At 39.5% G+C, this 23,793-nt stretch carries 22 protein-coding genes; 11 read left to right on the forward strand and 11 right to left on the reverse strand.

The window, feature by feature from the left end:
• Nucleotides 1-248 precede the first annotated feature (248 nt).
• From folP to rlmE, 3 genes are all read right to left on the reverse strand, one after another.
• On the reverse strand, nt 249-1,100 hold the full coding sequence (gene folP / locus A7A69_RS05970; RefSeq protein WP_151980935.1) for a dihydropteroate synthase: 852 nt from the start codon (nt 1,098-1,100) through the stop codon (nt 249-251).
• Between the two features lie 132 nt (nt 1,101-1,232).
• Nucleotides 1,233-3,128 (reverse strand): ATP-dependent zinc metalloprotease FtsH, encoded by a 1,896-nt coding sequence (ftsH, locus tag A7A69_RS05975; RefSeq protein ID WP_120369366.1) that lies wholly within the window; start codon nt 3,126-3,128, stop codon nt 1,233-1,235.
• A 134-nt stretch (nt 3,129-3,262) separates the two neighbouring features.
• Nucleotides 3,263-3,913 (reverse strand): 23S rRNA (uridine(2552)-2'-O)-methyltransferase RlmE, encoded by a 651-nt coding sequence (rlmE, locus tag A7A69_RS05980; protein WP_120369365.1) that lies wholly within the window; start codon nt 3,911-3,913, stop codon nt 3,263-3,265.
• A 219-nt stretch (nt 3,914-4,132) separates the two neighbouring features.
• Between rlmE and yhbY the strand changes: the two genes are divergently transcribed.
• Nucleotides 4,133-4,456: a ribosome assembly RNA-binding protein YhbY gene (yhbY, locus tag A7A69_RS05985; RefSeq protein WP_004990213.1), complete on the forward strand. Its 324-nt coding sequence runs from the start codon at nt 4,133-4,135 to the stop codon at nt 4,454-4,456.
• A 13-nt stretch (nt 4,457-4,469) separates the two neighbouring features.
• Nucleotides 4,470-5,006: a DOMON-like domain-containing protein gene (locus tag A7A69_RS05990; RefSeq protein WP_004990215.1), complete on the forward strand. Its 537-nt coding sequence runs from the start codon at nt 4,470-4,472 to the stop codon at nt 5,004-5,006.
• Nucleotides 5,007-5,069: 63 nt separating this feature from the next.
• Here the strand turns inward: A7A69_RS05990 and A7A69_RS05995 are convergent, their stop codons facing one another.
• Nucleotides 5,070-5,495 (reverse strand): IFT57 family protein, encoded by a 426-nt coding sequence (locus A7A69_RS05995; RefSeq protein WP_120369363.1) that lies wholly within the window; start codon nt 5,493-5,495, stop codon nt 5,070-5,072.
• A gap of 318 nt (nt 5,496-5,813) precedes the next feature.
• Here A7A69_RS05995 and carA point away from each other — a divergent pair, with 318 nt between their 5' ends.
• The 4 genes from carA to A7A69_RS06015 all read left to right on the forward strand — a co-directional run bounded on the left by carA (nt 5,814) and on the right by A7A69_RS06015 (nt 11,429).
• Nucleotides 5,814-6,953, forward strand: a complete 1,140-nt coding sequence (gene carA, locus A7A69_RS06000) for a glutamine-hydrolyzing carbamoyl-phosphate synthase small subunit (RefSeq protein WP_120369362.1) — start codon at nt 5,814-5,816, stop codon at nt 6,951-6,953.
• 14 nt (nt 6,954-6,967) lie between these two features.
• Nucleotides 6,968-10,201: a carbamoyl-phosphate synthase large subunit gene (gene carB / locus A7A69_RS06005; protein ID WP_120369361.1), complete on the forward strand. Its 3,234-nt coding sequence runs from the start codon at nt 6,968-6,970 to the stop codon at nt 10,199-10,201.
• Nucleotides 10,202-10,386: 185 nt separating this feature from the next.
• Nucleotides 10,387-10,863 carry a transcription elongation factor GreA gene (gene greA / locus A7A69_RS06010; RefSeq protein ID WP_120369360.1) on the forward strand — a complete coding sequence of 159 codons (477 nt, stop codon included), beginning with the start codon at nt 10,387-10,389 and terminating at the stop codon, nt 10,861-10,863.
• Nucleotides 10,864-10,994: 131 nt separating this feature from the next.
• A complete protein-coding gene (locus tag A7A69_RS06015; RefSeq protein ID WP_120369359.1) occupies nt 10,995-11,429 on the forward strand; it encodes a universal stress protein in 435 nt (144 codons plus the stop codon).
• A gap of 12 nt (nt 11,430-11,441) precedes the next feature.
• Here A7A69_RS06015 and A7A69_RS06020 read toward each other — a convergent pair whose 3' ends face one another.
• A complete protein-coding gene (locus tag A7A69_RS06020) occupies nt 11,442-11,750 on the reverse strand; it encodes an MGMT family protein (RefSeq protein ID WP_152876592.1) in 309 nt (102 codons plus the stop codon).
• 281 nt (nt 11,751-12,031) lie between these two features.
• Here A7A69_RS06020 and A7A69_RS06025 point away from each other — a divergent pair, with 281 nt between their 5' ends.
• Nucleotides 12,032-12,475 (forward strand): universal stress protein, encoded by a 444-nt coding sequence (locus tag A7A69_RS06025; protein WP_120369357.1) that lies wholly within the window; start codon nt 12,032-12,034, stop codon nt 12,473-12,475.
• Between the two features lie 55 nt (nt 12,476-12,530).
• On the opposite strand, the gene ppk1 is transcribed toward A7A69_RS06025, so the two are convergent.
• Both ppk1 and mtgA read right to left on the reverse strand, forming a co-directional pair.
• Nucleotides 12,531-14,624 (reverse strand): polyphosphate kinase 1, encoded by a 2,094-nt coding sequence (gene ppk1 / locus A7A69_RS06030; RefSeq protein ID WP_152876593.1) that lies wholly within the window; start codon nt 14,622-14,624, stop codon nt 12,531-12,533.
• A gap of 127 nt (nt 14,625-14,751) precedes the next feature.
• The gene (gene mtgA, locus A7A69_RS06035; RefSeq protein ID WP_120369355.1) at nt 14,752-15,426 is read right to left on the reverse strand and encodes a monofunctional biosynthetic peptidoglycan transglycosylase; all 675 of its coding nucleotides are present in this window, start codon (nt 15,424-15,426) and stop codon (nt 14,752-14,754) included.
• Between the two features lie 80 nt (nt 15,427-15,506).
• On the opposite strand from mtgA, the gene A7A69_RS06040 reads away from it, so the two are divergent.
• Nucleotides 15,507-16,319, forward strand: a complete 813-nt coding sequence (locus A7A69_RS06040; RefSeq protein WP_120369354.1) for a rhomboid family intramembrane serine protease — start codon at nt 15,507-15,509, stop codon at nt 16,317-16,319.
• Between the two features lie 40 nt (nt 16,320-16,359).
• On the opposite strand, the gene A7A69_RS06045 is transcribed toward A7A69_RS06040, so the two are convergent.
• On the reverse strand, nt 16,360-18,825 hold the full coding sequence (locus A7A69_RS06045; protein WP_152876594.1) for an ABC transporter permease: 2,466 nt from the start codon (nt 18,823-18,825) through the stop codon (nt 16,360-16,362).
• A complete protein-coding gene (locus A7A69_RS06050; RefSeq protein ID WP_152876595.1) occupies nt 18,822-19,589 on the reverse strand; it encodes an ABC transporter ATP-binding protein in 768 nt (255 codons plus the stop codon). The genes A7A69_RS06045 and A7A69_RS06050 overlap by 4 nt, the downstream gene beginning before the upstream one ends.
• 45 nt (nt 19,590-19,634) lie before the next feature.
• Between A7A69_RS06050 and A7A69_RS06055 the strand changes: the two genes are divergently transcribed.
• Nucleotides 19,635-20,270 carry an arylesterase gene (locus A7A69_RS06055; protein WP_152876596.1) on the forward strand — a complete coding sequence of 212 codons (636 nt, stop codon included), beginning with the start codon at nt 19,635-19,637 and terminating at the stop codon, nt 20,268-20,270.
• A gap of 11 nt (nt 20,271-20,281) precedes the next feature.
• On the opposite strand, the gene aac(6') is transcribed toward A7A69_RS06055, so the two are convergent.
• Complete coding sequence (aac(6'), locus tag A7A69_RS06060; RefSeq protein ID WP_152876597.1) at nt 20,282-20,719, reverse strand: aminoglycoside 6'-N-acetyltransferase; 438 nt, start codon at nt 20,717-20,719, stop codon at nt 20,282-20,284.
• A gap of 8 nt (nt 20,720-20,727) precedes the next feature.
• Complete coding sequence (locus A7A69_RS06065; RefSeq protein WP_120369490.1) at nt 20,728-21,342, reverse strand: carbonic anhydrase; 615 nt, start codon at nt 21,340-21,342, stop codon at nt 20,728-20,730.
• A 322-nt stretch (nt 21,343-21,664) separates the two neighbouring features.
• Here A7A69_RS06065 and A7A69_RS06070 point away from each other — a divergent pair, with 322 nt between their 5' ends.
• Complete coding sequence (locus A7A69_RS06070) at nt 21,665-22,699, forward strand: alpha/beta fold hydrolase (RefSeq protein ID WP_152876598.1); 1,035 nt, start codon at nt 21,665-21,667, stop codon at nt 22,697-22,699.
• 43 nt (nt 22,700-22,742) lie between these two features.
• Nucleotides 22,743-23,744, forward strand: coding sequence for a hypothetical protein (locus tag A7A69_RS06075; RefSeq protein WP_152876599.1), 1,002 nt, complete (start codon nt 22,743-22,745; stop codon nt 23,742-23,744).
• Nucleotides 23,745-23,793: the final 49 nt, after the last annotated feature.

A 23,793-nucleotide genomic window follows, 5' to 3' on the forward strand; every position in this document is an offset into this window, starting at 1 on the left:
ATATTGCGATAAAGACAAATAGTTTGTCAGAATAACAAATCGCAAAAATTAAAAAAAATATATCTAAAATAATAGAAATAACAAAAATCGCAAAAGTAACGGGATGAAGTTGCATCATAAAAATACTAATCAAATCACAAGTTGATTAATAAATTAACATATGCCAAATTTTCAACCTTATCCTCAAACACGCAAAACTTCATCATCTTAAACAATTGGCTTCTTTAAAATGAGTTAAATAAAATAGTTTATATTTTGAGCATTGCCTGCCAAATTCGAATCGCATCCACGGTTGCCTTTACATCATGTGCGCGGACAATAGACGCGCCCTGCTGAATACTCAGCAAATGGGCAGTTACACTTCCAACTGCTCGCTGCTGTGCATTAGCCCCACCCAATACTTCACCAATAAAACGTTTACGTGATAATGCTGATAAAATCGGATAACCCAAATCACTAAGCTTCCAAAATTCTTGCAGTAACTTTAGGTTTTGTTGTGCATTTTTTGCAAATCCAAACCCAGGATCAATGAGAATATTTTCAGATTTTACGCCCGCCAGTAAAGCGTCATTAATTCTATCTTGCAACTCATGTATTACATCAGATGTAACATCCCTATACTGATCCAAATGGTTCATCGTAGTTGGTTCACCACGCATGTGCATTATAATCACTGGAATATCCAGTTCTTTAGCAGTTTCCAAAGCTTTAGGACGAGTCAATGCTCTCACATCATTCCAGATATGTGCCCCCGCCTCCACCGCTGCTTTTATCACTTGAGGTTGACTAGTATCAATCGAAAGAATGATATTTTCTTTAGCCAATAACTCAACTACAGGCAGAACCCGTTTAATTTCTTCTTCAACATCAACAGATGAAGCACCCGGACGCGTAGACTCTCCACCAATATCAATAATGGAAGCCCCATCTATAATCATTTGCATTGCATGGGCATAAGCTTGTTGTTTTTGATTATGTTGACCGCCATCACTAAATGAATCAGGAGTAACATTTAAAATGCCCATCACTTGCGGTTGTGATAAATCAAGCTGGTGCTGACCACACTTGAGTTGTCGCTGAGGCAAAGACATTAAACGCATTTTGTGACTCCTATTCGTGTGACGTATTTTATCAGTACGAATCCAAATTTTGGCTGATTTAATTTCACATTCAGTTAAATAATATTCAAATAAAAAAGAGCTGCCGAAGCAGCTCTTATATTAGATAGACCATTAACCCATTGATGGTAATGGCGGTGGTGTCGATGGACCACTACTTGGCGGATCTAAATTGACCACAGGATTTTCAGCCACATAAACTTTTGGTGGACGTGGTTCACGGCCTTCCATAATGTCACGTACCTGCTCACGATCAATTGTTTCCCAATCAAGCAGTGCCTTCACCATCACATGGGCTTTGTCCTTGTTATTTTCAAGGATGTCCCAAGCAACTTTATACTGTTCATCCAGAATACGACGCACTTCCTGATCAACTTGTTGCTGCGTTGCTTCTGAAATGGTACGACTTCCCACATTTCCAAAGAAACCATTTTGGTTTTCGTCTTCATAAACCATTACACCCAGTTTATCCGACATTCCATATTTGGTGACCATTGCACGCGCCATTTTGGTTGCACGTTCAAAGTCATTAGAAGCACCCGTTGATTGCTGATTGATAAAAATCTCTTCAGCAATACGACCACCAAATAAAATCGAAATTTCATTGAGCATTTTGTCTTTATAGTGACTAATCTGGTCTTGTTCAGGTAGCTGCCAAGTCACACCCAACGCCCAACCACGTGGCATGATCGTAACCTTATGCACAGGATCTGTACCTGGTAGCATTTCAGCAACAATCGCATGCCCAGATTCATGGTAAGCCGTCGCACGACGTTCTTCTTCACGAAGAATCATGGATTTACGCTCAGGCCCCATGTAGATCTTGTCTTTGGCATCTTCAAAATCATGCATATCCACCGTATTTTTATTACGACGGGCTGCAAATAAAGCTGCCTCATTTACAAGGTTTGCCAACTGTGCACCAGAGAATCCTGGTGTACCACGTGCCAATACTTTTAGATCTACACCTGTTACCGAAGGAAGTTTCTTCAAATGAACATTCAGGATTTGCTCACGACCATTAATATCAGGCAAACCGACCATTACTTGTCGATCAAAACGACCTGGACGTAGTAGTGCTTTATCCAATACATCAGCACGGTTGGTTGCAGCAATGACGATCACACCTTCATTACCTTCAAAACCATCCATCTCAACCAACATCTGGTTCAAAGTCTGTTCACGCTCATCATGTCCACCACCTGTACCTGAACCACGATGACGACCGACCGCATCGATCTCATCAATAAAGATGATACAAGGTGCATGGCGTTTCGCTTGTTCAAACATGTCACGAACGCGGGACGCACCCACCCCCACAAACATTTCAACAAAGTCAGAACCCGAGATACTAAAGAATGGAACTTTGGCTTCACCCGCAATTGCTTTAGCTAATAAAGTCTTACCTGTACCAGGTGGACCCACCATCAACACGCCACGAGGAATGGTTGCACCCAAACGCTTAAACTTGGCTGGATCTTTTAAGAAATCGACAATTTCGACGACTTCCTGCTTCGCTTCATCACAACCTGCAACATCTTTAAACGTCACTTTGATCTGGTCTTCTGAAAGCATTTTAGCCTTAGACTTACCAAAACTCATTGGTCCGTTCTTGCCACCAGCTCCCCCACCCATATTTCGCATAAAGAACATGAATAACAAAATGATGAGAAGTACAGGGAAACTAGCAATGAGAAGTTGCATCAACAAGCCTTGACGCTGAGGTGCTGTTCCTTCAACCACAACGTTATTTTTGTTCAGGCTTGGTAAAAGCTCGGTGTCTTCAACCTGCGGGCGTACTGTCTCAAAATGAGAGCCGTTGGTTTTTTCACCACTAATATTTAAACCATCAATAGTGACTTGCTTAATTTGACCAGCATTCACCGCAGTAACGAATTCTGAATAATTCATCGCTGATGGCTTATTGCGGTCACTGATGTTACTGAAAATCAAAATCAGAACACCAAGTATTATTAGCCACAATACGGCATTCTTGAAGAGATCGCTCAAAGCTTTATTCCCATTATCAATCTAATTTGATCATGCCCATTACGGGGTAGACCCTAGTAAACAGCAAGTCTAGTGCTTGCTACAAGTTGAAATTGTACAAAATGCACAATTTTTCTCGACTTGGCAAGTAAACTTTATCGCATTGCCTTTTTGCGCCCCTGCCCGATCAAAAAAACTTCTTTTGAACGTGCACGAGAAGCTTCTGGTTTTACAGTTTTCAACACATCAAAACTATCGACAACTTGCTTTCGAAACTCATCGAAACCAGCACCCTGAAACACTTTTACCACAAATTGTCCATTGGGGCCGAGAACTTTTTGGGCGAAATCAAGAGCCAGTTCACATAAGTATATCTGACGGGGTTGATCTACAGCCCTATTACCTGATGTATTGGGGGCCATATCTGAAATTACAATGTCTACAGTACGTCCATTTAAAATATTTAACAATTTTTCGAAGACTTCTTCTTCGCGAAAGTCACCTTGTAAAAAAGTAACGTCAGGAAGTGCATCCATTGGTAAGATATCGGATGCGATTACAAGCCCTTTACTTCCAACCAATTTCCCTGCAATCTGGGACCAACTCCCTGGTGCTGCGCCTAAATCGACCACCGTCATACCTGGTCTAATCAGTTTATATTTTTCCTGAATTTCAAGAAGTTTATAAGCTGCACGCGCACGGTAACCTTCCTTTTGTGCTTTTTTGACAAAAGGATCATCAAGGTGTTCCCTCATCCACGCACGACTGCTCTTAGATAACTTCTGATTGGTAATGCGTGTTGCCATAACTCACTAAATATTAAAAAACTTCTGGATTATGATTGTACGTGAAAAATACAGGCTTTGCAGTATGCATATGTATCCAGAATAACCACTTTCGTCATCTTTTTTCCAATGATCATCATCGAATATTTCGTATATTTATGCGTATTGGCTGCATGCTGAATCTATCTTAGATACGGGATGCAAGTTATACTAGGTCGTTTTTACATTCAGGTAGTTTTCATGGCGGCTTTATCTATCCAAGAGCGCAAACGTTTACGTCAGATCGGACATGCGCTAAATCCTGTGGTCATGATCGGTGGGCAAGGTTTAACTGAAAACGTGATCGAAGAAACCAACCGCGCTTTAAACGACCATGAACTGATTAAAGTAAAAGTTGCAGGTGAAGATCGCGAAGTTCGTGCACAAGTCATTGATGAGCTTGCTCAAGCCACAGGTGCAGAAGCAGTTCAGAAAATTGGCAAGATCGTATTACTCTACAAAAAAGCACCGAAACAAAATCCGAATTTATCCAATCTTGTTCGTCACGCACATTTAGCCAAATAAATCGATTTTAATTATGGCAAGTTATGAATTGATGTCTTTCGATCGTTTTGAATCAATCTCATTGGTTGGAGCGATCGAACAACAATCTCCATTTACACTCAATGTTGGTTATTGGCTACGTGATCCTAATCATTTAATGCTTTGGCCAGAGCAAGTTGCCGCTCATCCACGTCGTGATTTTTTGTGGGAGCAAACTTGTTTCGAAATTTTCATTGGGGTGAAAAATCAGGATTTTTATCGCGAGATTAATTTATCCCCTTCTGAAGCATGGCAAGCCTATCAGTTTGAAGAGTATCGTTATCCTGAAAATATACCGCCAATCGCAGCTTATGACATTGAGTTAAATCAATTGAAACGAACCCATTATGGGATGAATGTAAGTGTGGACTTAACCGTGTTTATGCAAAAGCATCAACTGAAATGGTCTGATCTTTATGTAGGTTTAAGCGCTGTTTTAAACACATCACAAGGTATGCATTTTTATGCCATGCAACACAGCAGCCCATCAGCTGATTTTCATAATAAACGCGATTGGCTGCATGAGTTTTAATACAATTATTTTGAGCTGTTTAAACCAGTAAAAGTAGTTACTTTTACTGGTTCTTTTTGTTTTTTAGTTCTCACGTACTTTATTCCATGCTTCAACAGCATGTTCTTTTGAGCGTTTGAGTACGTCAGTTAAAGTATCCTTGTGTTTTAAAGTAATTTGACCTAAATCATCTTTAATTTCACGACCGACTTTACCAAGATCTTCTACCAATGTTCCCAACTCTTTTTTGATGACATCGCCAAGTTCTGTTAAATCACCTTGTGAGTTGTTGAATTGAGATTTGATCACGTCAACACGCTGCAAAACATCTTCTTTTAAATGCGAAAGTTGGCTTTGAATCGTTTGATTCAACTCTTTAGCTTCCGCTTCAATTTTTTCCTGAGTTTCGTTCAGAACATCTTTAACTTGAGCAGTGGTTTCTGTATATAACTGCTCAACTTGTTGTTGATGCTCTTCGACAACAGCTTTCAGTGGTTTCTTTACTGGCATTTGTTTACCCTCTTTTTTGGAATTATGACCACTTTTATTTTAAATCGATCAACATTCATCCAAGATGTAAATTGTTAGACAATTGATTTTTTAACTGAGTATTCCGATAAATAACGATTATTTGCCAAACACCGAAATAAGCGTGGATTTACGCTAAAACTCGTAGACTTATGAGGACTTCATGCGTATAATGCGCTGTTAAGTTATAAGCGAGCAGACCAAAAGGAGGGCGTGTTTTTGAAAGACAGCCGGCCTTTTTTTATGTCTACTCGCTTTTTTACAGCCCTATTTTTGTGGTTTTAATTCAGGAGCTTTGGTTTGAGCACCCCCGCCATTTTAGCCCTTGCTGATGGAACGATCTTTAAAGGAACGTCTATTGGTGCAACGGGATCAACGACTGGTGAAGTCGTTTTTAACACAGCCATGACAGGCTATCAAGAAATTCTGACCGATCCAAGTTATGCACAACAACTGGTGACGCTGACTTATCCCCACATTGGTAATACTGGATGCAATAGTGAAGATAATGAGTCTGGCCGTATCCAGAAAGTATGGGCCAATGGCTTAATCATTCGCGATCTTCCATTACTTCATAGCAATTTTCGTGCAGAACAATCACTAGGCGACTACTTACAACAAAATAATGTCGTTGCGATTGCAGATATTGACACACGTAAATTGACACGTATTTTGCGCGATAAAGGTGCGCAAAACGGTTGCATCCTTGCTGGTGAAAATATTACTGAAGAAGAAGCTTTAGCGAAAGCACGCGAATTTGGCGGTTTAAATGGCTTAGATCTTGCGAAAGAATGCTGTGATCCGAGCGGTTTTGAGTGGACTGAAGGTTCATGGGAACTTGGCACAGGCTTTACTCAACCTGAATTAAAATATCATGTTGTTGCATACGATTATGGTGTCAAAACCAACATCCTGCGTATGCTTGCAGACCGTGGTTGTAAATTGACCGTTGTTCCTGCGCAAACTCCTGCTGAAAAAGTGTTGGCCTTGAATCCAGATGGTGTTTTCTTGTCGAATGGTCCTGGTGATCCAGCAGCATGTGATTATGCCATTGAAGCAGTTAAAACCATTGTTGAAACCACAAGCCTGCCTGTATTTGGTATTTGTTTAGGTCATCAAATTTTAGCACTCGCTTCTGGCGCCAAAACCATGAAAATGAATCATGGTCATCACGGTGCCAACCATCCTGTACAAAACCTAGAAAAAGGTACAGTGATGATTACGTCTCAAAACCACGGCTTTGCTGTTGATGAAAGCACCTTACCAGCAAACTTGAAGGTGACACACCGTTCATTGTTTGATGGTACAAACCAAGGGATTCATCGTACTGACAAACCAGCATTTAGCTTTCAGGGTCATCCTGAAGCGAGCCCAGGTCCACATGACTGTGCCCCACTGTTCGATCATTTTATCGAACTTATTGAAGCCGCTAAGAAGTAATTGAGGAGCGAATAATGCCTAAACGTACGGATATTAAAAGCATCTTGATTATTGGTGCGGGTCCTATTGTCATTGGTCAGGCGTGTGAGTTTGACTACTCAGGTGCGCAAGCATGTAAAGCCCTTCGTGAAGAAGGTTATCGCGTTATTTTGGTCAACTCGAACCCTGCGACCATCATGACCGACCCTTCAATGGCAGATGCAACTTATATCGAGCCGATTACTTGGCAAACGGTTGCACAGATCATTGAAAAAGAACGTCCAGATGCAGTACTTCCGACCATGGGTGGTCAGACTGCATTAAACTGCGCTTTGGCACTCGATGAAAATGGTGTGCTAGAAAAGTACGGTGTAGAGCTGATTGGCGCAAGTAAAGATGCCATCGAAAAAGCAGAAGATCGTAAACTGTTCGATATCGCAATGCGCAAAATTGGTTTGGAATGTCCAAAAGCAGCCATTGCAGAAAATATGCAAGAAGCTTTGGAAATTCAATCGCGCTTTGGCTTCCCTGTCATTATTCGCCCATCATTTACAATGGGTGGTTCAGGTGGCGGTATTGCATATAATCGTGAAGAATTCCTTGAAATCTGTGAACGTGGTTTTGACCTTTCTCCAACGCATCAATTGTTAATCGATGAATCATTGATTGGTTGGAAAGAGTACGAAATGGAAGTTGTTCGTGATAAAAACGACAACTGTATCATTGTCTGTGCCATTGAAAACTTTGACCCAATGGGTGTTCATACTGGTGACTCGATCACGGTTGCACCTGCGCAAACACTGACAGATAAAGAATATCAAATCATGCGTAATGCATCGATTGCCGTTCTTCGTGAAATTGGTGTTGAAACTGGTGGTTCTAACGTTCAGTTTGGTATCAATCCTCAAGACGGCCGTATGGTTGTGATCGAGATGAACCCACGTGTATCACGTTCATCTGCGCTTGCCTCAAAAGCAACAGGCTTTCCGATTGCTAAAATTGCGGCAAAACTTGCAGTGGGTTATACCCTTGATGAGTTAAAAAATGATATTACGGGTGGAACAACACCTGCATCATTTGAACCATCGATCGACTACGTAGTGACCAAAATTCCTCGCTTTAACTTTGAGAAATTCCCACAAGCTGAACCTGTACTGACCACTCAGATGAAATCTGTGGGCGAAGTGATGGCGATTGGTCGTAACTTTCAGGAATCTGTTCAAAAAGCGCTTCGCGGTCTTGAAGTAGGTGTATGTGGTTTTGATGAAAAAATCGAAGCTGGTACAACCAATGTCAAAGAAAAACTCCTACAAGAACTAAAAGTTCCTGGCCCAGAGCGTATCTGGTATATCGCTGATGCATTCCGTCATGGTTTTACACTGGATGAAGTGTTTGAAGCGACTAAAATTGACCGTTGGTTCCTGATTCAAATCGAAGACATCATTAAAACTGAAGAACAAGTGAAAACATTGGGCTTTGGTGATTTGAATGCTGACAATATTCGTTCATTTAAGCGTAAAGGCTTATCTGACCTACGTATTGCTAACTTAATGGGTATTTCACAAAAGCAATTCCGTAAACAACGTTGGAACTTGGGTGTTTATCCAGTTTATAAACGTGTAGATACTTGTGCGGCTGAGTTTGAATCTTCAACTGCATATATGTATTCAACTTATGATGAAGAGTGTGAAGCCAATCCATCAAACCGTGACAAAATCATGGTTATCGGTGGTGGCCCTAACCGTATTGGTCAAGGGATTGAGTTTGATTATTGCTGTGTACATGCTGCGCTTGCTATGCGTGATGATGGTTACGAAACCATTATGGTCAACTGTAACCCTGAAACGGTTTCAACTGATTATGACACCTCAGATCGTTTATACTTTGAGCCAGTAACGCTTGAAGATGTATTAGAAATTGTTCGTATCGAGAAACCTAAAGGCGTAATCGTCCAGTACGGTGGTCAAACTCCATTGAAATTGGCACGTGCCTTAGAAGAAGCAGGTACTCCAATTATTGGGACATCTCCTGACGCGATTGATCGTGCAGAAGACCGTGAACGTTTCCAGCAAATGATTCAACGTTTACAACTTCGCCAACCCAACAACAGTATCGTTAAATCTGCTGAAGAAGGTATTTCTGAAGCAGCTAAAGTCGGCTATCCACTGGTTGTTCGTCCATCTTATGTATTGGGCGGCCGTGCAATGGAAATCGTTTATAACGAAGACGAACTGAAACGTTACCTTCGTGAAGCAGTTCAAGCATCGAATGAAGCACCTGTTCTGTTAGATCGTTTCCTTGATGATGCGACTGAAGTTGACGTTGACTGCGTATCTGACGGTAAAGATGTAGTGATTGGCGGTATCATGCAGCATATTGAGCAAGCGGGTATTCACTCAGGTGACTCAGCATGTTCAATTCCGCCTTACTCGTTGTCTGTAGAAGTTCAGGACGAAATGCGTCGTCAAACAGTTGCCATGGCAAAAGAACTTGGCGTAATTGGTTTGATGAACGTTCAGTTTGCGGTTAAAGGCAATGACATTTATATCCTTGAAGTGAACCCACGTGCATCACGTACGGTTCCTTTCGTATCTAAATGTATTGGTGAATCTTTAGCAAAAGTTGCTGCACGTTGTATGGCAGGTCAATCACTTGCATCTCAAGGTTTCACTAAAGAAATTATTCCAACTCACTTTGCGGTAAAAGAAGCGGTATTCCCTTTCGCTAAATTCCAAGGTGTCGATCCAATGCTTGGGCCTGAAATGAAATCAACAGGTGAAGTCATGGGTGTTGGCACGACATTTGGTGAAGCTTTCTATAAAGCAGTATTGGGTTCAAATGAACGCTTGCCGGGCTTACCAACTGAAGGTGAAGTGAAACATGCATTCTTGTCTGTACGTGAATCAGACAAGAAGCATATTGCTGATATTGCGAAAAAACTAGTTGATTATGGTTTCAAACTGGTTGCAACTGGTGGAACTTATCAAGTACTTAAAGACGCAGGTTTGCAATGCGAACGTGTAAATAAAGTAACCGAAGGCCGTCCACATATTGTTGACCGCTTGAAAAATGGTGAAATACACCTTATTGTCAATACCACTGAAGGCAAACAGGCTCAGTATGATTCTGCCATGATCCGTCGTGCTGCCCTACAAGGCAAAGTTTACTACACGACCACAATCAATGGTGCTGAAGCGGTTTGCCAAGCCTTTGCAATTCAATTACCAATGGATGTATATCGCTTGCAAGATTTACAAACTGTAGGTTAATTCGTTACCGATAAGCCCGTCACCTTATCGGTGGCGGGTTTTTTGTTTTTTAAAAAGAGAATCTATCGATATTTCAAAGGACTTATAACCTGAGCCAAAAACGAAAAGGCTCAAGTTTAGCTGATAAAACAGCAAGCCTAAAATATCAATAGAATCTCACTCCCATTTCATTTAGAGGGACTAAAATGCAACGTTATCCAATGACGCCTGAGGGCAAAGAAGCCCTTGAAAAAGAATTACAGCACCTAAAAAGTGTTGAACGTCCACGTATTATTCAAGCAATTGCTGAAGCACGTGAACACGGTGACTTAAAAGAAAATGCCGAATATCATGCTGCCCGCGAACAACAGGGTTTTTGTGAAGGTCGTATTCAGGACATCGAAGGCAAACTTGGTGCGGCTCAAGTGATCGATATTCATGAACTTGAAAAAAATGGTCGTGTTGTTTTTGGGGTAACTGTAACCATTGAAAATCTGGATACTGAAGAACGTAAAACCTATAAAATTGTAGGTGATGACGAAGCTGATTTTAAAATCAATAAAATCTCCGTGAACTCTCCTATCGCACGTGGCCTTTTAGGTAAAAATGAAGGCGATGAAGCCAAAATTGTGACACCTCAAGGTGAAGTTGAATATGAAGTCGTGAGTGTCGAATATATTTGATGCTAAAGCCTCCTTAAGGGGGCTTTTTTTATGTTGTAAAAAAAACTATTTTATTAAATCTTTACCCCTTTAGATTTGAATATATGCTAAAAAATTAATATGTACTTCATTTTATAATCAGGTGAATCCAGATGAGTTATCCACATATTTTAGTTGCTATTGATGATTCTGAACCTTCTCTTATTGCTTTAAAACAAGCCATCAAGCTGGCACAAGATTTAGATAGCAAACTTACCCTTGTCGAAGTTCTACAACTTGATCCTATTACCGCTGAAGAATATGTTAAAACTGGACAAAGTAATGAATATATTGAACGTGGTCGAAATTATATTCTGGAGTCTTTAGCTAGAATCAAAGCTGAATATGCCACAACGTTTGATATATCAACCCAATTACTAGAGGGTTTCTCGGTTGCCGATGCAATTTATCAAGCTGCTCAAGAAATGCATGCAGATCTCATTGTTATGGGTTCTCATGGGCGTACTGGAATAAAAAAACTGGTCTTGGGCAGTGTTGCACAAAAAGTACTTAATGAAAGCTCTATACCTGTTTTAATTGTTAAATAAGGAGTTTGGTAATTAAATCCATTGATATTCTTTTAGCTTAACTTTTCCATCTATTACTACAATGCCTTCTTCACATAATTTCACTTGCTGAATATTCTCACCTCGCAAATTTAATCGAGTGGTACTCATTTTTCCCTGAGAATTAATCACCCGATACCAAGGTATTTCACTTTTTGGATCGAGATGTTTGAGTACATAACCAACCAGTCGGGCATGTTTAGGTAATCCAGCTAGCTGTGCAATCTGCCCATATGTGGCAACCTTTCCATAAGGAATTAAGGCAATCACTTCCAATATTTGCGAATAAAGCTCTTTCGACATCATGATTTTTTAGGTTTTAGATATTCAATTATAAAAAATAGCATCACATTTGTTCAAACGAAATGATAAAACTGAAAAAGACATAACTTCTGGTTAAAACTTAACTTTAGTTTTAGAAATCTTCATCCGTTAAAAATTTATGCTAGTGTATAGTTTGAGAAGTTTTAGTCTCGTCATTTAATAAAATAACAAAATTAGATAATATCAATATTTATCTGATTTTTAAGAGTTTTCATAAAAGCATAATTTATAGTTTCATAAATAAAAAGGAGGACATGCAAATGTCATATCAACATATTTTAGTTCCTGTTGATGGTTCATCTACTGCGTATGCTGCGGTTAATCAAGCGGCACAATTAGCAAAAACCTATAACAGTGAAGTGACGATTTTACTGGTTGTGACGATTGATCCTTTTATTGGGGTCGAATATGTCAATGCAGAAAGCCAAAAAGAAGATGCGATCAATCATGGTCGAGCCATGATCAATGAAATTTTACAAGAAGCAAAGCAAGAGTTTTCAACGCAAGGTGTAGAAGCAAATACTAAAATAGTTGAAGGTCAGGAAATCTATAAAGAAATCGTAAAAGCAGCAAGTGATATAAATGCAGATTTGGTGGTCATCGGTTCACATGGACGAACAGGCATAAAAAAATTAGTGCTTGGCAGCGTGGCTCAAAAAGTTCTAGGAGAGATTCATCTGCCTGTATTAGTTGTTCGCGCATAATTTATTCTTTAAATAAAAAAGAGAATCCTGAGATTCTCTTTTTTATTTTGAAATTTTATTTAAAAATTTCCAATAATGTTTGTTGCGCATTATGTGGTTCTTCGCCTTCAGCTAACTGTACTCTGGTCCATGTACCATCGCCATGCAATTGCCATGATTGTTGATTATCTTTTAGATAATTGAGTAAGCCCTGCTGATAAATACGCTTTTTCAATGCAGCATCTTCAATTGGGAAGCAAGCTTCAACACGATTAAACAGGTTACGATCCATCCAGTCAGCACTTGAACAATAAATTCGTGCGTCGCCGTTATTACTAAAATAATAAACACGGGTGTGTTCTAAAAAACGACCAACGATAGAACGTACACGAATATTTTCTGAAAGACCAGGCAATTCAGGACGCAAACAACAAATAGAACGAATAATCAGATCAATTTTCACCCCAGCCTGAGAAGCTTCATAGAGCTTATTAATCAACTGCATTTCAGTTAGAGCATTCACTTTTATAATAATTTGAGCAGCCTTGCCTGCTTTCGCATTGGCAATTTCATCATCAATAAAATTGACCAATTGGGCATGTAGGGTAAAAGGTGCATGTAAAAGCTTTTTCAGCTTTGCCATTTTACCCATTCCAGTCAATTCCTGAAAAATACGATGCACATCATCACACAGCTCTTTATCTGTGGTGAGTAATCCATAATCTGTATAAATACGGGCATTACCTGCATGGTAATTCCCTGTGCCCAAATGTACATATCGAACCAGTTTATTATTTTCGCGGCGCACGACCATAATCATTTTGGCGTGGGTTTTATAACCCACAATGCCATAGACCACTACCGCTCCAGCTTCTTGTAGTAAATTGGCAACTTCAATATTGGATTCTTCATCAAAGCGCGCGCGTAACTCAATAATAGCAGTCACTTCCTTACCATTACGCGCTGCTTCTGCCAAAACTTGAACAATTTCAGAATCGGCGCCGCTACGATACAGCGTTTGTTTAATCGCAAGTACCTGTGGATCACGTGCTGCTTCACGCAGTAGATTAATGACGGGTGCAAAAGATTCAAAAGGATGATGCAGTAAAATGTCCTGTTTTTGCATGGCAGCAAAAATATTTTCAGATTTTTTTAATATTTTAGGGATTACAGGGGTATGCGAATCATAACGTAAATGGGGACGTTTAAAATTCGATAATAAACGTGCAAGATTGACTGGGCCATCGACCTTATAAAGCTGCTCATCATCCAGATCAAATTCATCTAGCAAATATTCATAAATATGCTTTGGACAATTTTCAGTCACTTCTAAACGTACCGCACGACCAAAACGGCGTGAGCTTAATTCACCTTTTAAAGCTTTGGCCAAGTCTTCAACATCTTCATTTAACGCCAAGTCTGCATTACGAGTAACACGGAACTGATAGCATCCTGTCGCAGTCATCCCCGGAAACAGATCAGAAATATGTTCATGAATAATCGCAGAAAGCATCACATGATGTTCTTTACCGCCTGTTAACTCATCAGGCAAGCGTACCACACGCGGCAACGAACGTGGAGCAGGTACAACTGCCAGATCAATCTGCCGACCAAAGGCATCTTTACCTTCTAAAGTCACGATAAAATTTAGGCTTTTATTGACTAAACGTGGAAATGGATGCGCAGGATCTAGGCTAATTGGGGTTAATACAGGCGCAACTTGTTCCTGAAAATACTTTTTAATCCATGCAGCTTGTGCAGGCGTTAGTTCACCACGACGCAAGAAGCAAATATCTTCTTCGCGAAGCTTTGGTAAAATTTCTTCATTTAAAATACGGTATTGGCGCTCAATGGCTGCATGTGCCGTTTTAGATATTTGATCTAAAACTTGTCGTGGCGTTAAACCATCTGGGCTACGACTTTCATTCCCCAGAGACATTTGTTCCATCACACCAGCCACACGAATTTCAAAAAATTCATCCAGATTACGTGAGAAAATCAGCAGAAAATTCATTCGCTCTAAAAGTGGATGCAGAGGATCGACTGCCTGCTCCAATACTCTCAGATGAAAGTCGAGAATTGAAAGCTCACGATTAATATAGCGATCGTTATATGTATATTCTGCTTCTGTCGGCGTGGTTTCTGAAGGAGTTATAATGGCGGTATTCATGCATTCAACCTAAGGTTATAAATTTTTGATGCCTGTGATTAGTATGCTGCAAAATTATGACAATTTCATAAAAAAAGCCCGTTTTCACAAGCTTTTTTAAAAATTAATACAATCTAGAGTTTACTGCTTAAGGAATCTGACTATAACGCATATATTTTAAGGTAAAACGCTGCTTAAACTTAAACTTTGGATCGTTACGATTTTCTTGATAACCTTTTGGATTCGGCAATAATGCAGCCAAAAAAGCAGCTTGTTGATTGGTTAAGCTTCTGGCACTTTTATGAAAATAATATTGAGAGGCGGCTTCCACGCCATAGATATTATCTCCAAGTTCAACGGAATTCATATATACCTCAAGAATACGTTGCTTTGACCACATCCGTTCCATCATCCAAGTCGCCACGGCTTCCTGACCTTTACGGATAAACGATCTGCGGTTGTATAAAAATAAATTCTTTGCCAATTGCTGTGAAATAGTAGAACCACCATTCACGACTTCACCTGATTTTTCATTTTTCTCAAGCGCATACTGAATACCATCCCAGTCAAAGCCATGATGCTGTAAAAACTTTCCATCTTCTGCTGCCACGACAGCACGCTTAAAATTATCACTAATATGGTCGTAGTCACGCCACTGATGTTTGATCGGTTCAGAAGGATCAGACCAATAATCGAGACGCATAAACATAGTGGTTTCGACAGGATGAGTTCGCCACCAAGCCAAACTACAAAAAATCCATAATTGCACCAGAAGAATAAAACTGACAAGAATTAAAACAGCGCGAACAATAAATTTCTTCATGCCAGTAGGGTTCTCCAGAAATCTGCATATTTCATGTTAAGCTTAATGCAAGCATTATTGATATATAACAAAAGCATATCATGTCTGAATATAGTCCTCCGCAAATAAATCGTAAACTTGAAGTCAATCTGTGGTGGATCACCGCAGTTTTAATCGCCATTAATGTCGGTTTATATGGCTGGCAAGTGCTGACAGGTGTCGATGCTACTAGCCCCACAACAGCCGATGCTATACGTTGGGGTGCAGACTTCTCGCCCATGACTTTTCTAGAACAACCACAACGTTTATTTACCAGTATGTTTTTTCATTTTGGTTTAGTCCATCTCATGCTGAATATGTGGGCGCTGTATATTTTCGGCAGTATTGCAGAACAAATGCTTGGGCGTTTTTATTTTATCGGGTTGTATCTATTGGCAGGACTCATGGGCAGTTTGCTCAGCAGTTACGTCACAATTCGTGACAGCTATGCGTTACTTGAGCATTTTGATCCAACTTTACTTCCTCATGTTGGCGCAGGTGCCTCTGGTGCAGTCATGGGACTTGGGGCCGCACTGACCATTTTAGCTTTATGTCCAGCCTTGCCCGATCAGCGTTTTATTCTAGATAAAAAGTCATTGCTGATGGTCATGGTGATTAACCTTGCCTTTGGTTTTATTGCGACAGGGATTAACAACGCAGCGCATATTGGCGGAATGATCATGGGCGCTTTATTGGCCTTAATCTGGTATTTCAGCCAAAAAATGAATATCGCAAAAATGGGGTCATTGGTTGGATTAGTCATCGGTGCTGCGGTTTGTGTCTTATTTTATCAGTACTGTGTCAGCCTCATTCCACCGATTGAGCCACTTTGGCAAGAAATTTTAACGCAAATGAAAAGCCAGCTTGGTTTATAGCTGGCTTTTCATGGTGTTATAGCTCACTCACATTCAGAGTTTAAGATTGATTCATTTCTCTTAAACTTTGTAACGGTGGAATGTCACACAAATAACTGAGTCGATATCGTCCAATCAAGGCACAAATCAGCATCATGGCAATAGGTAAAATCAGCCAGATTTCAGGATGCCATTGTAGACCAATATTCATTTTATAACTGGCAATGGCACTGATAATTTCAGCAAAGAAGCAGGATACTACCCCTGCAATCAAACCGATAAATCCAATTTCCAAACTCAGCATATGTTTAAGTTTTGAATTCGATAATCCAAATGAACGCATCAATGCCACTTCACGACGGCGTTCATCCATGAGTAGATTCAAACACGCCACTAAGACCAAAATCCCAGACAGCCCAACCAATATTGCCAATACCGTAATCACCTGAACCAACACAGTGACTAGTCTTTTAATTTCATCAAGTATCAAACTGACATCGATAAATACAGTATTAGAAAACTGTTGGATCACCTGAATTAATTGATTTTTGTCCTGCGGTGGAACATAAAAACTGCCTAAATAGCTTCCTGCATTTTCATCCATGCTGTGCGGTGAAAAAATAAAGAAGAAATTTGGACTAAAACTTTCCCATTCTACACTTCGTAAGTTAATCACCCGCGCAGATATCGCTCCTTCGGGTAAATTAAATGTCAGCTTATCCCCTACTTTTATACCCAGCTCTTCAGCCAATTTAGCCTCAACCGATACTTGATTGACCTGATTAAATAATGGCTGTCCTTGTGTAATGACATTGTCCTTTGGTAAGGTCTCTGCTTGGGTCAAATTCAGCTCACGCCGTAAAGAATTATTTGTTTGAATCAATTCATTAGCAAAGGGTTGATCATTCTTGGCAATCAATCTTCCCCGAATATTGGGATATAAAGGCGTACTTTGCCAGCCATTTTTTTCAAGCTGTTGCTTAAACTCAGGCATATCAAAAGGGGGTAAACCATAAACAAATTGATTCGGTGTCCCCTCTGGCAATTGCTGTTGCCAACGCTGTAACAGATCGGTACGCAAAACCGTCAAGACCGTAATTAAACTTAAACCCAAAGCCAGCGCTGTAATTTGTAAAGCCGTATGTGCAGGTGTCCGTATATATCCCGAAAACTGATTTTTGAGGCGCTTAAAGAATTTTAATAGGCTCCAAACCACACCATATAAAATCGCGCTAAGTAAGAGTATCGCTACCAACATAAGTCCACTGAGCTGAATATTTTCACTCAGCACCATACTAAAAACAGCCAGACTTAAAATTCCTGCCAAAAATATAAAAGTAAATGAGCGTCTGGAACGCATTTCCTGACGAATCACCCGAATTGGCGGTGTATTCAGCAACTCCCAGATACTTGGCAAGATAAATCCTGCCATCACCACGATACTGGTAAATATCGCAATCGGTAATGGGCCGAATAAAAATGCAATCACTGAAAAACTTAAGTTGAGTTGAGGAATCAACTGCAACATCAGTTGTAATAAACCATAACCTAGCACGACACCAAGTAATGAACCAATGAGGATTGAAATCAAACTTACTACAGCCAATAATCCAAGATATGCCCAGATAATCTGTATACGAGTTGCCCCTAAACAACGCATCAGTGCAATATGATCCTGATTTTGTTGTACATAACGCTGACCCGTTAAAGCAATTGCAATACCACAAAGTAAAATCGTTAAAATATTGGCCAACTGCAAAAATGTATCCAGATTTTCAATTGGCTTCATCAAACGAGTATTGCCTTGAGCAGCGTTACGCAGCCTTAAACTAGATTCTGGATCGGCCTCTGTATCATCCTTAACATGATGTTGCGCTTTAAATTTTTTTTCAAAATTTTGAATATTCTCAGGCGCTCCAGCCATGAGCAAACGATATTCAATCCGACTACCGACTTGAATCGCATTGGTTTTTGCAATGTCTACCTGATTGATCATGACAGTGGGAGAAAACCCAGAAAAACCTAATTCCTGATTGGGATCATGTGCAATGATGCCTGTGAATTTAAACTCTCCATCTGCAATAAATACTTGCTCACCCAATTTAACCTTGAGTAAATCCATTGCGCGTGGACTTAACCATATTTCACCTGATTTTAATTGCTGATTTTTTGGCTCAATTTTTAACTGCCCACGTAATGGAAAATGTGCATCTATCGCTTTGACATTAACCATCACAAATTGATCATGCGTTCGCGCCATTGAACTAAAGACAGTAACATCGGACTGTTGAAAGTTATCAGCACTCGCTTCTCGCTTCCATGTATCGCTAATTGGTTCATTGTCGGAAAGCACTAAATCTGCTGCCAGCATTTCAGCGGCTTGTAAAGTTACTGCATTTTGAATTTGATCATTACTAAATTTAAGTGCAGTCGTTGCACTAATCGCAAGTGATAAGGCAATGATGAGCAGATAAATACCACCTGTACGAAAACTTTGAATAAATAAGGGTTTTAGTAAAGAACTCATGTTCCATCCTCTACTTGATCGACCAAGGCAGATGCTTGCTCATTCAATATTCGATTTTGCGAGGATTTATTGTTTGTGATGGCGTCTTCTAAAAGTTGCCCATCGACCAATTGCAAACGGCGCTGACACATTTCAGCCAGTTTTGAGTCATGTGTTACCAGAATTAAAGTGGTTCCTAACTCACGATTAAGTTCAAATAATAAGGTTTCAATTTCATGCGCAGTTTGTCCATCCAGATTACCTGTAGGTTCATCGGCAAAAATAATTTTAGGCAATGCAATCAATGCTCGCGCAATTGCTACACGCTGCTGCTCCCCGCCAGACAAAACTTTGGGCGTTTGCAATGCTTGACGTTCTAGACCAACTCTTTTCAGCCACGATAACGCTTTTTGTTCAGCTTCCCGATAGCCAAAATGCGGCTGCAATCTTAAAGGCAGCATGACATTTTCCAATGCACTCAGGTGTGGTAAAAGTTGAAAAGACTGAAATACGAAACCAATATTTTCCAGACGTACTTTTGCCCGAGCTTCTTCACTCAGTTGATGTACTGCTTCTCCACAGACCCATACTTCACCCGAACTTGGCTGATCAAGTGTGGCCAATATTCCTAAAAGTGTTGATTTTCCAGAACCGGAACGTCCAGTAATCGCAACCTGCTCACCTGCATAAATTTCAAGATTGATCTCATTTAAAATAGTAAATACTTTATTATTTAATGGAATTGTTTGTGTCAGTTGGTGGGCAGAAATAATCGGTTGTGGCATGATGGTCATTATCCTGTCTGATTCAATGATCGGTCACTTTTTAATATGCAAATTTTAAAACGCTTGTTCAAACCCAAATCTGTAAAATACTACTTGGTTGCTACACTCACCCTGATACCTTTTGCAGCTTATGCCAAAACGATTCTGATTGTGGGAGATAGCCTCAGTGCTGGTTATGGAATTAACCCCGAACAAGGCTGGGTTCAATTATTACAAAAACGCCTAGACCAACAGTATCCGAAACAGCATAAAGTGGTCAATGCAAGTGTAAGCGGTGAAACAACCAGTGGCGCATTAGCCAGACTCCCTAAACTTATACAGAGCTACAAACCTGATGTTGTGGTGATAGAGTTGGGTGGCAATGATGCTTTAAGAGGCCAACCGCCTCAAATGATCCAAAAAAATTTGGGACAACTGGCACAACAGAGTCAGAGAGCCAAAGCAAAAGTGGTCTTGTTTGGTATGAAAATTCCGCCTAACTACGGAACTGCTTATAGTCAGGCCTTTGAAAACAACTACAAAGTCGTGAGTCAGCAATATAAAGTCCAATTACTGCCATTTTTTATGCAAGGTATCGCGGGACATAAAACGCTAATGCAAAATGATCAGATTCACCCGAATGCCAAAGCTCAAGGTATTCTGCTAGACAATGCCTATCCTTATATTAAAGGCGCGTTATAAATCTATGATGATCAGAGTTGCTTTGAAAAATATACAACTCTTTCAGTTTCTTGGAACCCTAAAGCAAGATGGACTTTTTGGCTTTGAATATTGTCTAAAGAAGTATCCGATGCTAATTCTTTACAATTTTGCTCCAAAGCCCAAGCCTCTGCTTTGTTGATTAATGCTTTGGCAATACCCAACTTGCGAAGCGATGGCTGAACAAAAATTCCTTCTAGAAAGGCAACAGGTGATGTTTTCGTTCCATTCACATACTCATAACGAATTGATGCTTCTAAAAAACCAATTTCAATATTTCCATCCAGTGCAAGAAGCAAATAAACCTGCGGTTTGTTTAATAAAGCATGCATTTCGACCCAATGTTCTGCATCATCACGAGGCCACAATAGCTGCCTTAGAAACAGCCATTGTGATTGGTATTCTTTTGTAATTTCAATGAATCTATACATAAGGCAAATTAAAAATCAAAAAAAGTAACTTCACCTGTTTCTAAAGAATATTCAGCACCCACAACAATCATTTTACCTTTATCAATCAGGCTTTCAAGCACAGCAGAACCATGACGCAACTGATTGACTGAAGCAAATACATTTGAACGAACCGCATGCATACATAATTTAGCATGGTCATGCTTTAAATCGGTTTGCAGCAAAATTTCCACAGATGGACGCACCCGATTTACAATGGACATCAAGTTGTCAGACGGCGGATGATCTGGATTCATTAGCGTATCTACTGTTGCCTGAATTGCACCGCAATGGCTATGACCAAGAACCACCACCACGGCACAATCATAACGTTCCGCTGCAAATTCAACACTTCCTACTTGGGAAGGCGCCACAATATTGCCTGCCACGCGGATCACAAACAAATCACCTAGCCCCTGATCAAATACAATTTCTGCGGGTACACGTGAATCTGAACATCCTAAAATAATGGCAAATGGATTTTGATCTTGAGCCATATCAGTACGTTCCTGATGTGATAATAATTTGCGATGAGTCACCTCACCTGTCGCAAATCTTTTATTACCAGCTTTAAGACGTTCAAGCGCTTCCTGAGCAGTGATCATTTGTTTTGCCATCAAATAATGAGTTCAAAATAGTGTAATAAGCTAGACTATGAAAGTCACTGACAAAAACTAAACTATGACAATCTTTCTGTGTTTTGATATTTTTTTAATCAATTAATGATAATTAACTGTTGCCTATAAATTTATTTACATTTTATTTCTTCAATAATACGACCTATTTAACGTTTCTGAGTCTGCTCGAATGACCAAATTGACTATAATTTCTCTATATTTTTTTTAGCAGCAAATGACGAATATTTGGTCTTTATTTCATAATGTAAAGATCTCAAATAACGTCGGCAACTTTCAAGGATGAAGTTTAATGACTTTCCGTGTTCCTCAGATTCATTTTTCATACGTATTGGCATTTGCTTTGTGTATATGTATGGGACTATTTGGGGGAAGTTTACAAATCGCTCATGCCGCAGACTGTCATTTTAATTTACACGATGAACTACAACAGCAACGTAATTGGGCAGGCTTAAAAACCAAAACGCTCAAAGTAGATGATATTACATGGGTCTATAGCGAAGGTGGTGCATCAAATAAACCTACTATTTTGCTTATTCATGGTTTAGCAGGCAGCCGCGACAACTGGAATTCAATTGCCAAAGTATTAACCCCTTATTACCACGTGATTATTCCTGATCTGCCTATGGCGGGCGATACCATCGTTCCAAAAGATTTTGATTTGTCTGTACCCAATGTGACTGAAAAGCTTCGACGTTTTACCGAAGCTGCACATGTGTCCAATCAGATTAATATTGTGGGGCATTCAGTTGGTGGAGCGATCGCGATGCTCTATGCATCACAATATGCTTTCGATACACAAAGCTTATTTCTCATTAGCAGTGCTGGCGTTTATCATTCAGCCAATACCATTTATTTAAAAGATCCAACTTATCTCAAACAATTGATTGTTTCAAAAAAAGGCGATCTGAATTATGTGCTGAGCCAAGTCATGTATCATCAGCCATTTTTATCCAATGATTATAAAAATGCGATGGAACAAAATTTAATTACACATGCTCAGGAAACCAGTAAAATTGTCGATCAACTGGTAGCACTTAAACGTCTATATACACCAGATACATTTTCAGTTTTAGCGCGCTCGATTGAAGCACCTACCCTAATTTTATGGGGTGCAGAGGATAAAATTGTCAATGTAGAAGCGGCGGGTGAATTAAAGAAAATGTTGAAACGTGCCGAAACGCCGATTATTTTAAATCATGTCGGACATATGCCGATACTTGAAGCCGATCAGATAGTCATTCAATATTACCTGCCTTTTTTAGAAAAAACACAGCATCAAAAAAACCCGTTGATCGATCCACTTGTATCTTTGGATACACATTAAAAAGTTATACTTTAAAAATTCATGTATTTAATTTGGGGATTCTATGAACAACGCGATCATTGATCAATTAATAGAAGCACAGCTTGATTTTTTAGATCAGGAATTTTCACAAAAATCGACTGTTCAATCTGAATTTTCAGAATTCTATCATTGGCTTAGAAAACAACAATTGAAAGATTTATGGTCGTTTGAACAAATTTATAATTTAATTCAAACTCAAATTTTAGATACGCCTGCCAGTCCCTTTTTAATTGAGCAAATTACTGAGCATATTCGTTTTGCCTTAATTCACCCAAGTAATGACCATACAAGTATTGAAGATATTATTCCTGTGGTGACGATTGACCATATCGCCCAATATGTAGCCAGTAAAAGTGAACATCGCAAAGCATTGATTAAACGTGTCACCAATAATCCAGCATTTTCAATGATGGTGACTCAACTTATCCAACATTCTATTCAGGATTATCTGGACAACTCTCTCATGAGTAAAAAAGTGCCTGGTGTTGGACGTTTCATGAAAATGGGAAAATCTGTACTTGAGTCTGTAACCGACTCTAATCTGGATGATACGGTCTCCAACTATCTACAAAAGAATATTATTAAGTTAAGCCAGCTTAGTGAAACAGTATTGAATCAGCATTTTAACGATGAAAAGTTATATCAATTCCAAGCCAATTTATGGCATAAGATCAAAAAATTACCTGTGAGCGTTATTCGCAATTATGTCGAAGTGAATGATTTACCTAAAACAGTCGGACTTGGTCATGAAATTTGGGAACATATTCGTCAGACTGATTATTTAAAACAACAGGTGCATGATGGTGTATATGCATGGTATGCACGTAATCAGGAGCGTTCTTTTGATTTAATGTTGCGTGATTTAAATATCAATGAAGAGTTAATTCAAAACCAACTGACTGAATTATTATCGCCAATTATTCAAGAGATGATTCAGTCCAAACATTTACGTGAGCGCGCACGACATTATTTGCAAAAGTTTTATTATTCTGAGCGAGTAAGTAGTTTACTCAAACCTCTATAATGATAGCTTATAAAAACTGTAGGAAAAATACACTATTTCCTACAGATTA

This window comes from Acinetobacter guerrae, assembly GCF_009372255.1.
GTDB classification, from domain to species: Bacteria; Pseudomonadota; Gammaproteobacteria; order Pseudomonadales; family Moraxellaceae; genus Acinetobacter; species Acinetobacter guerrae.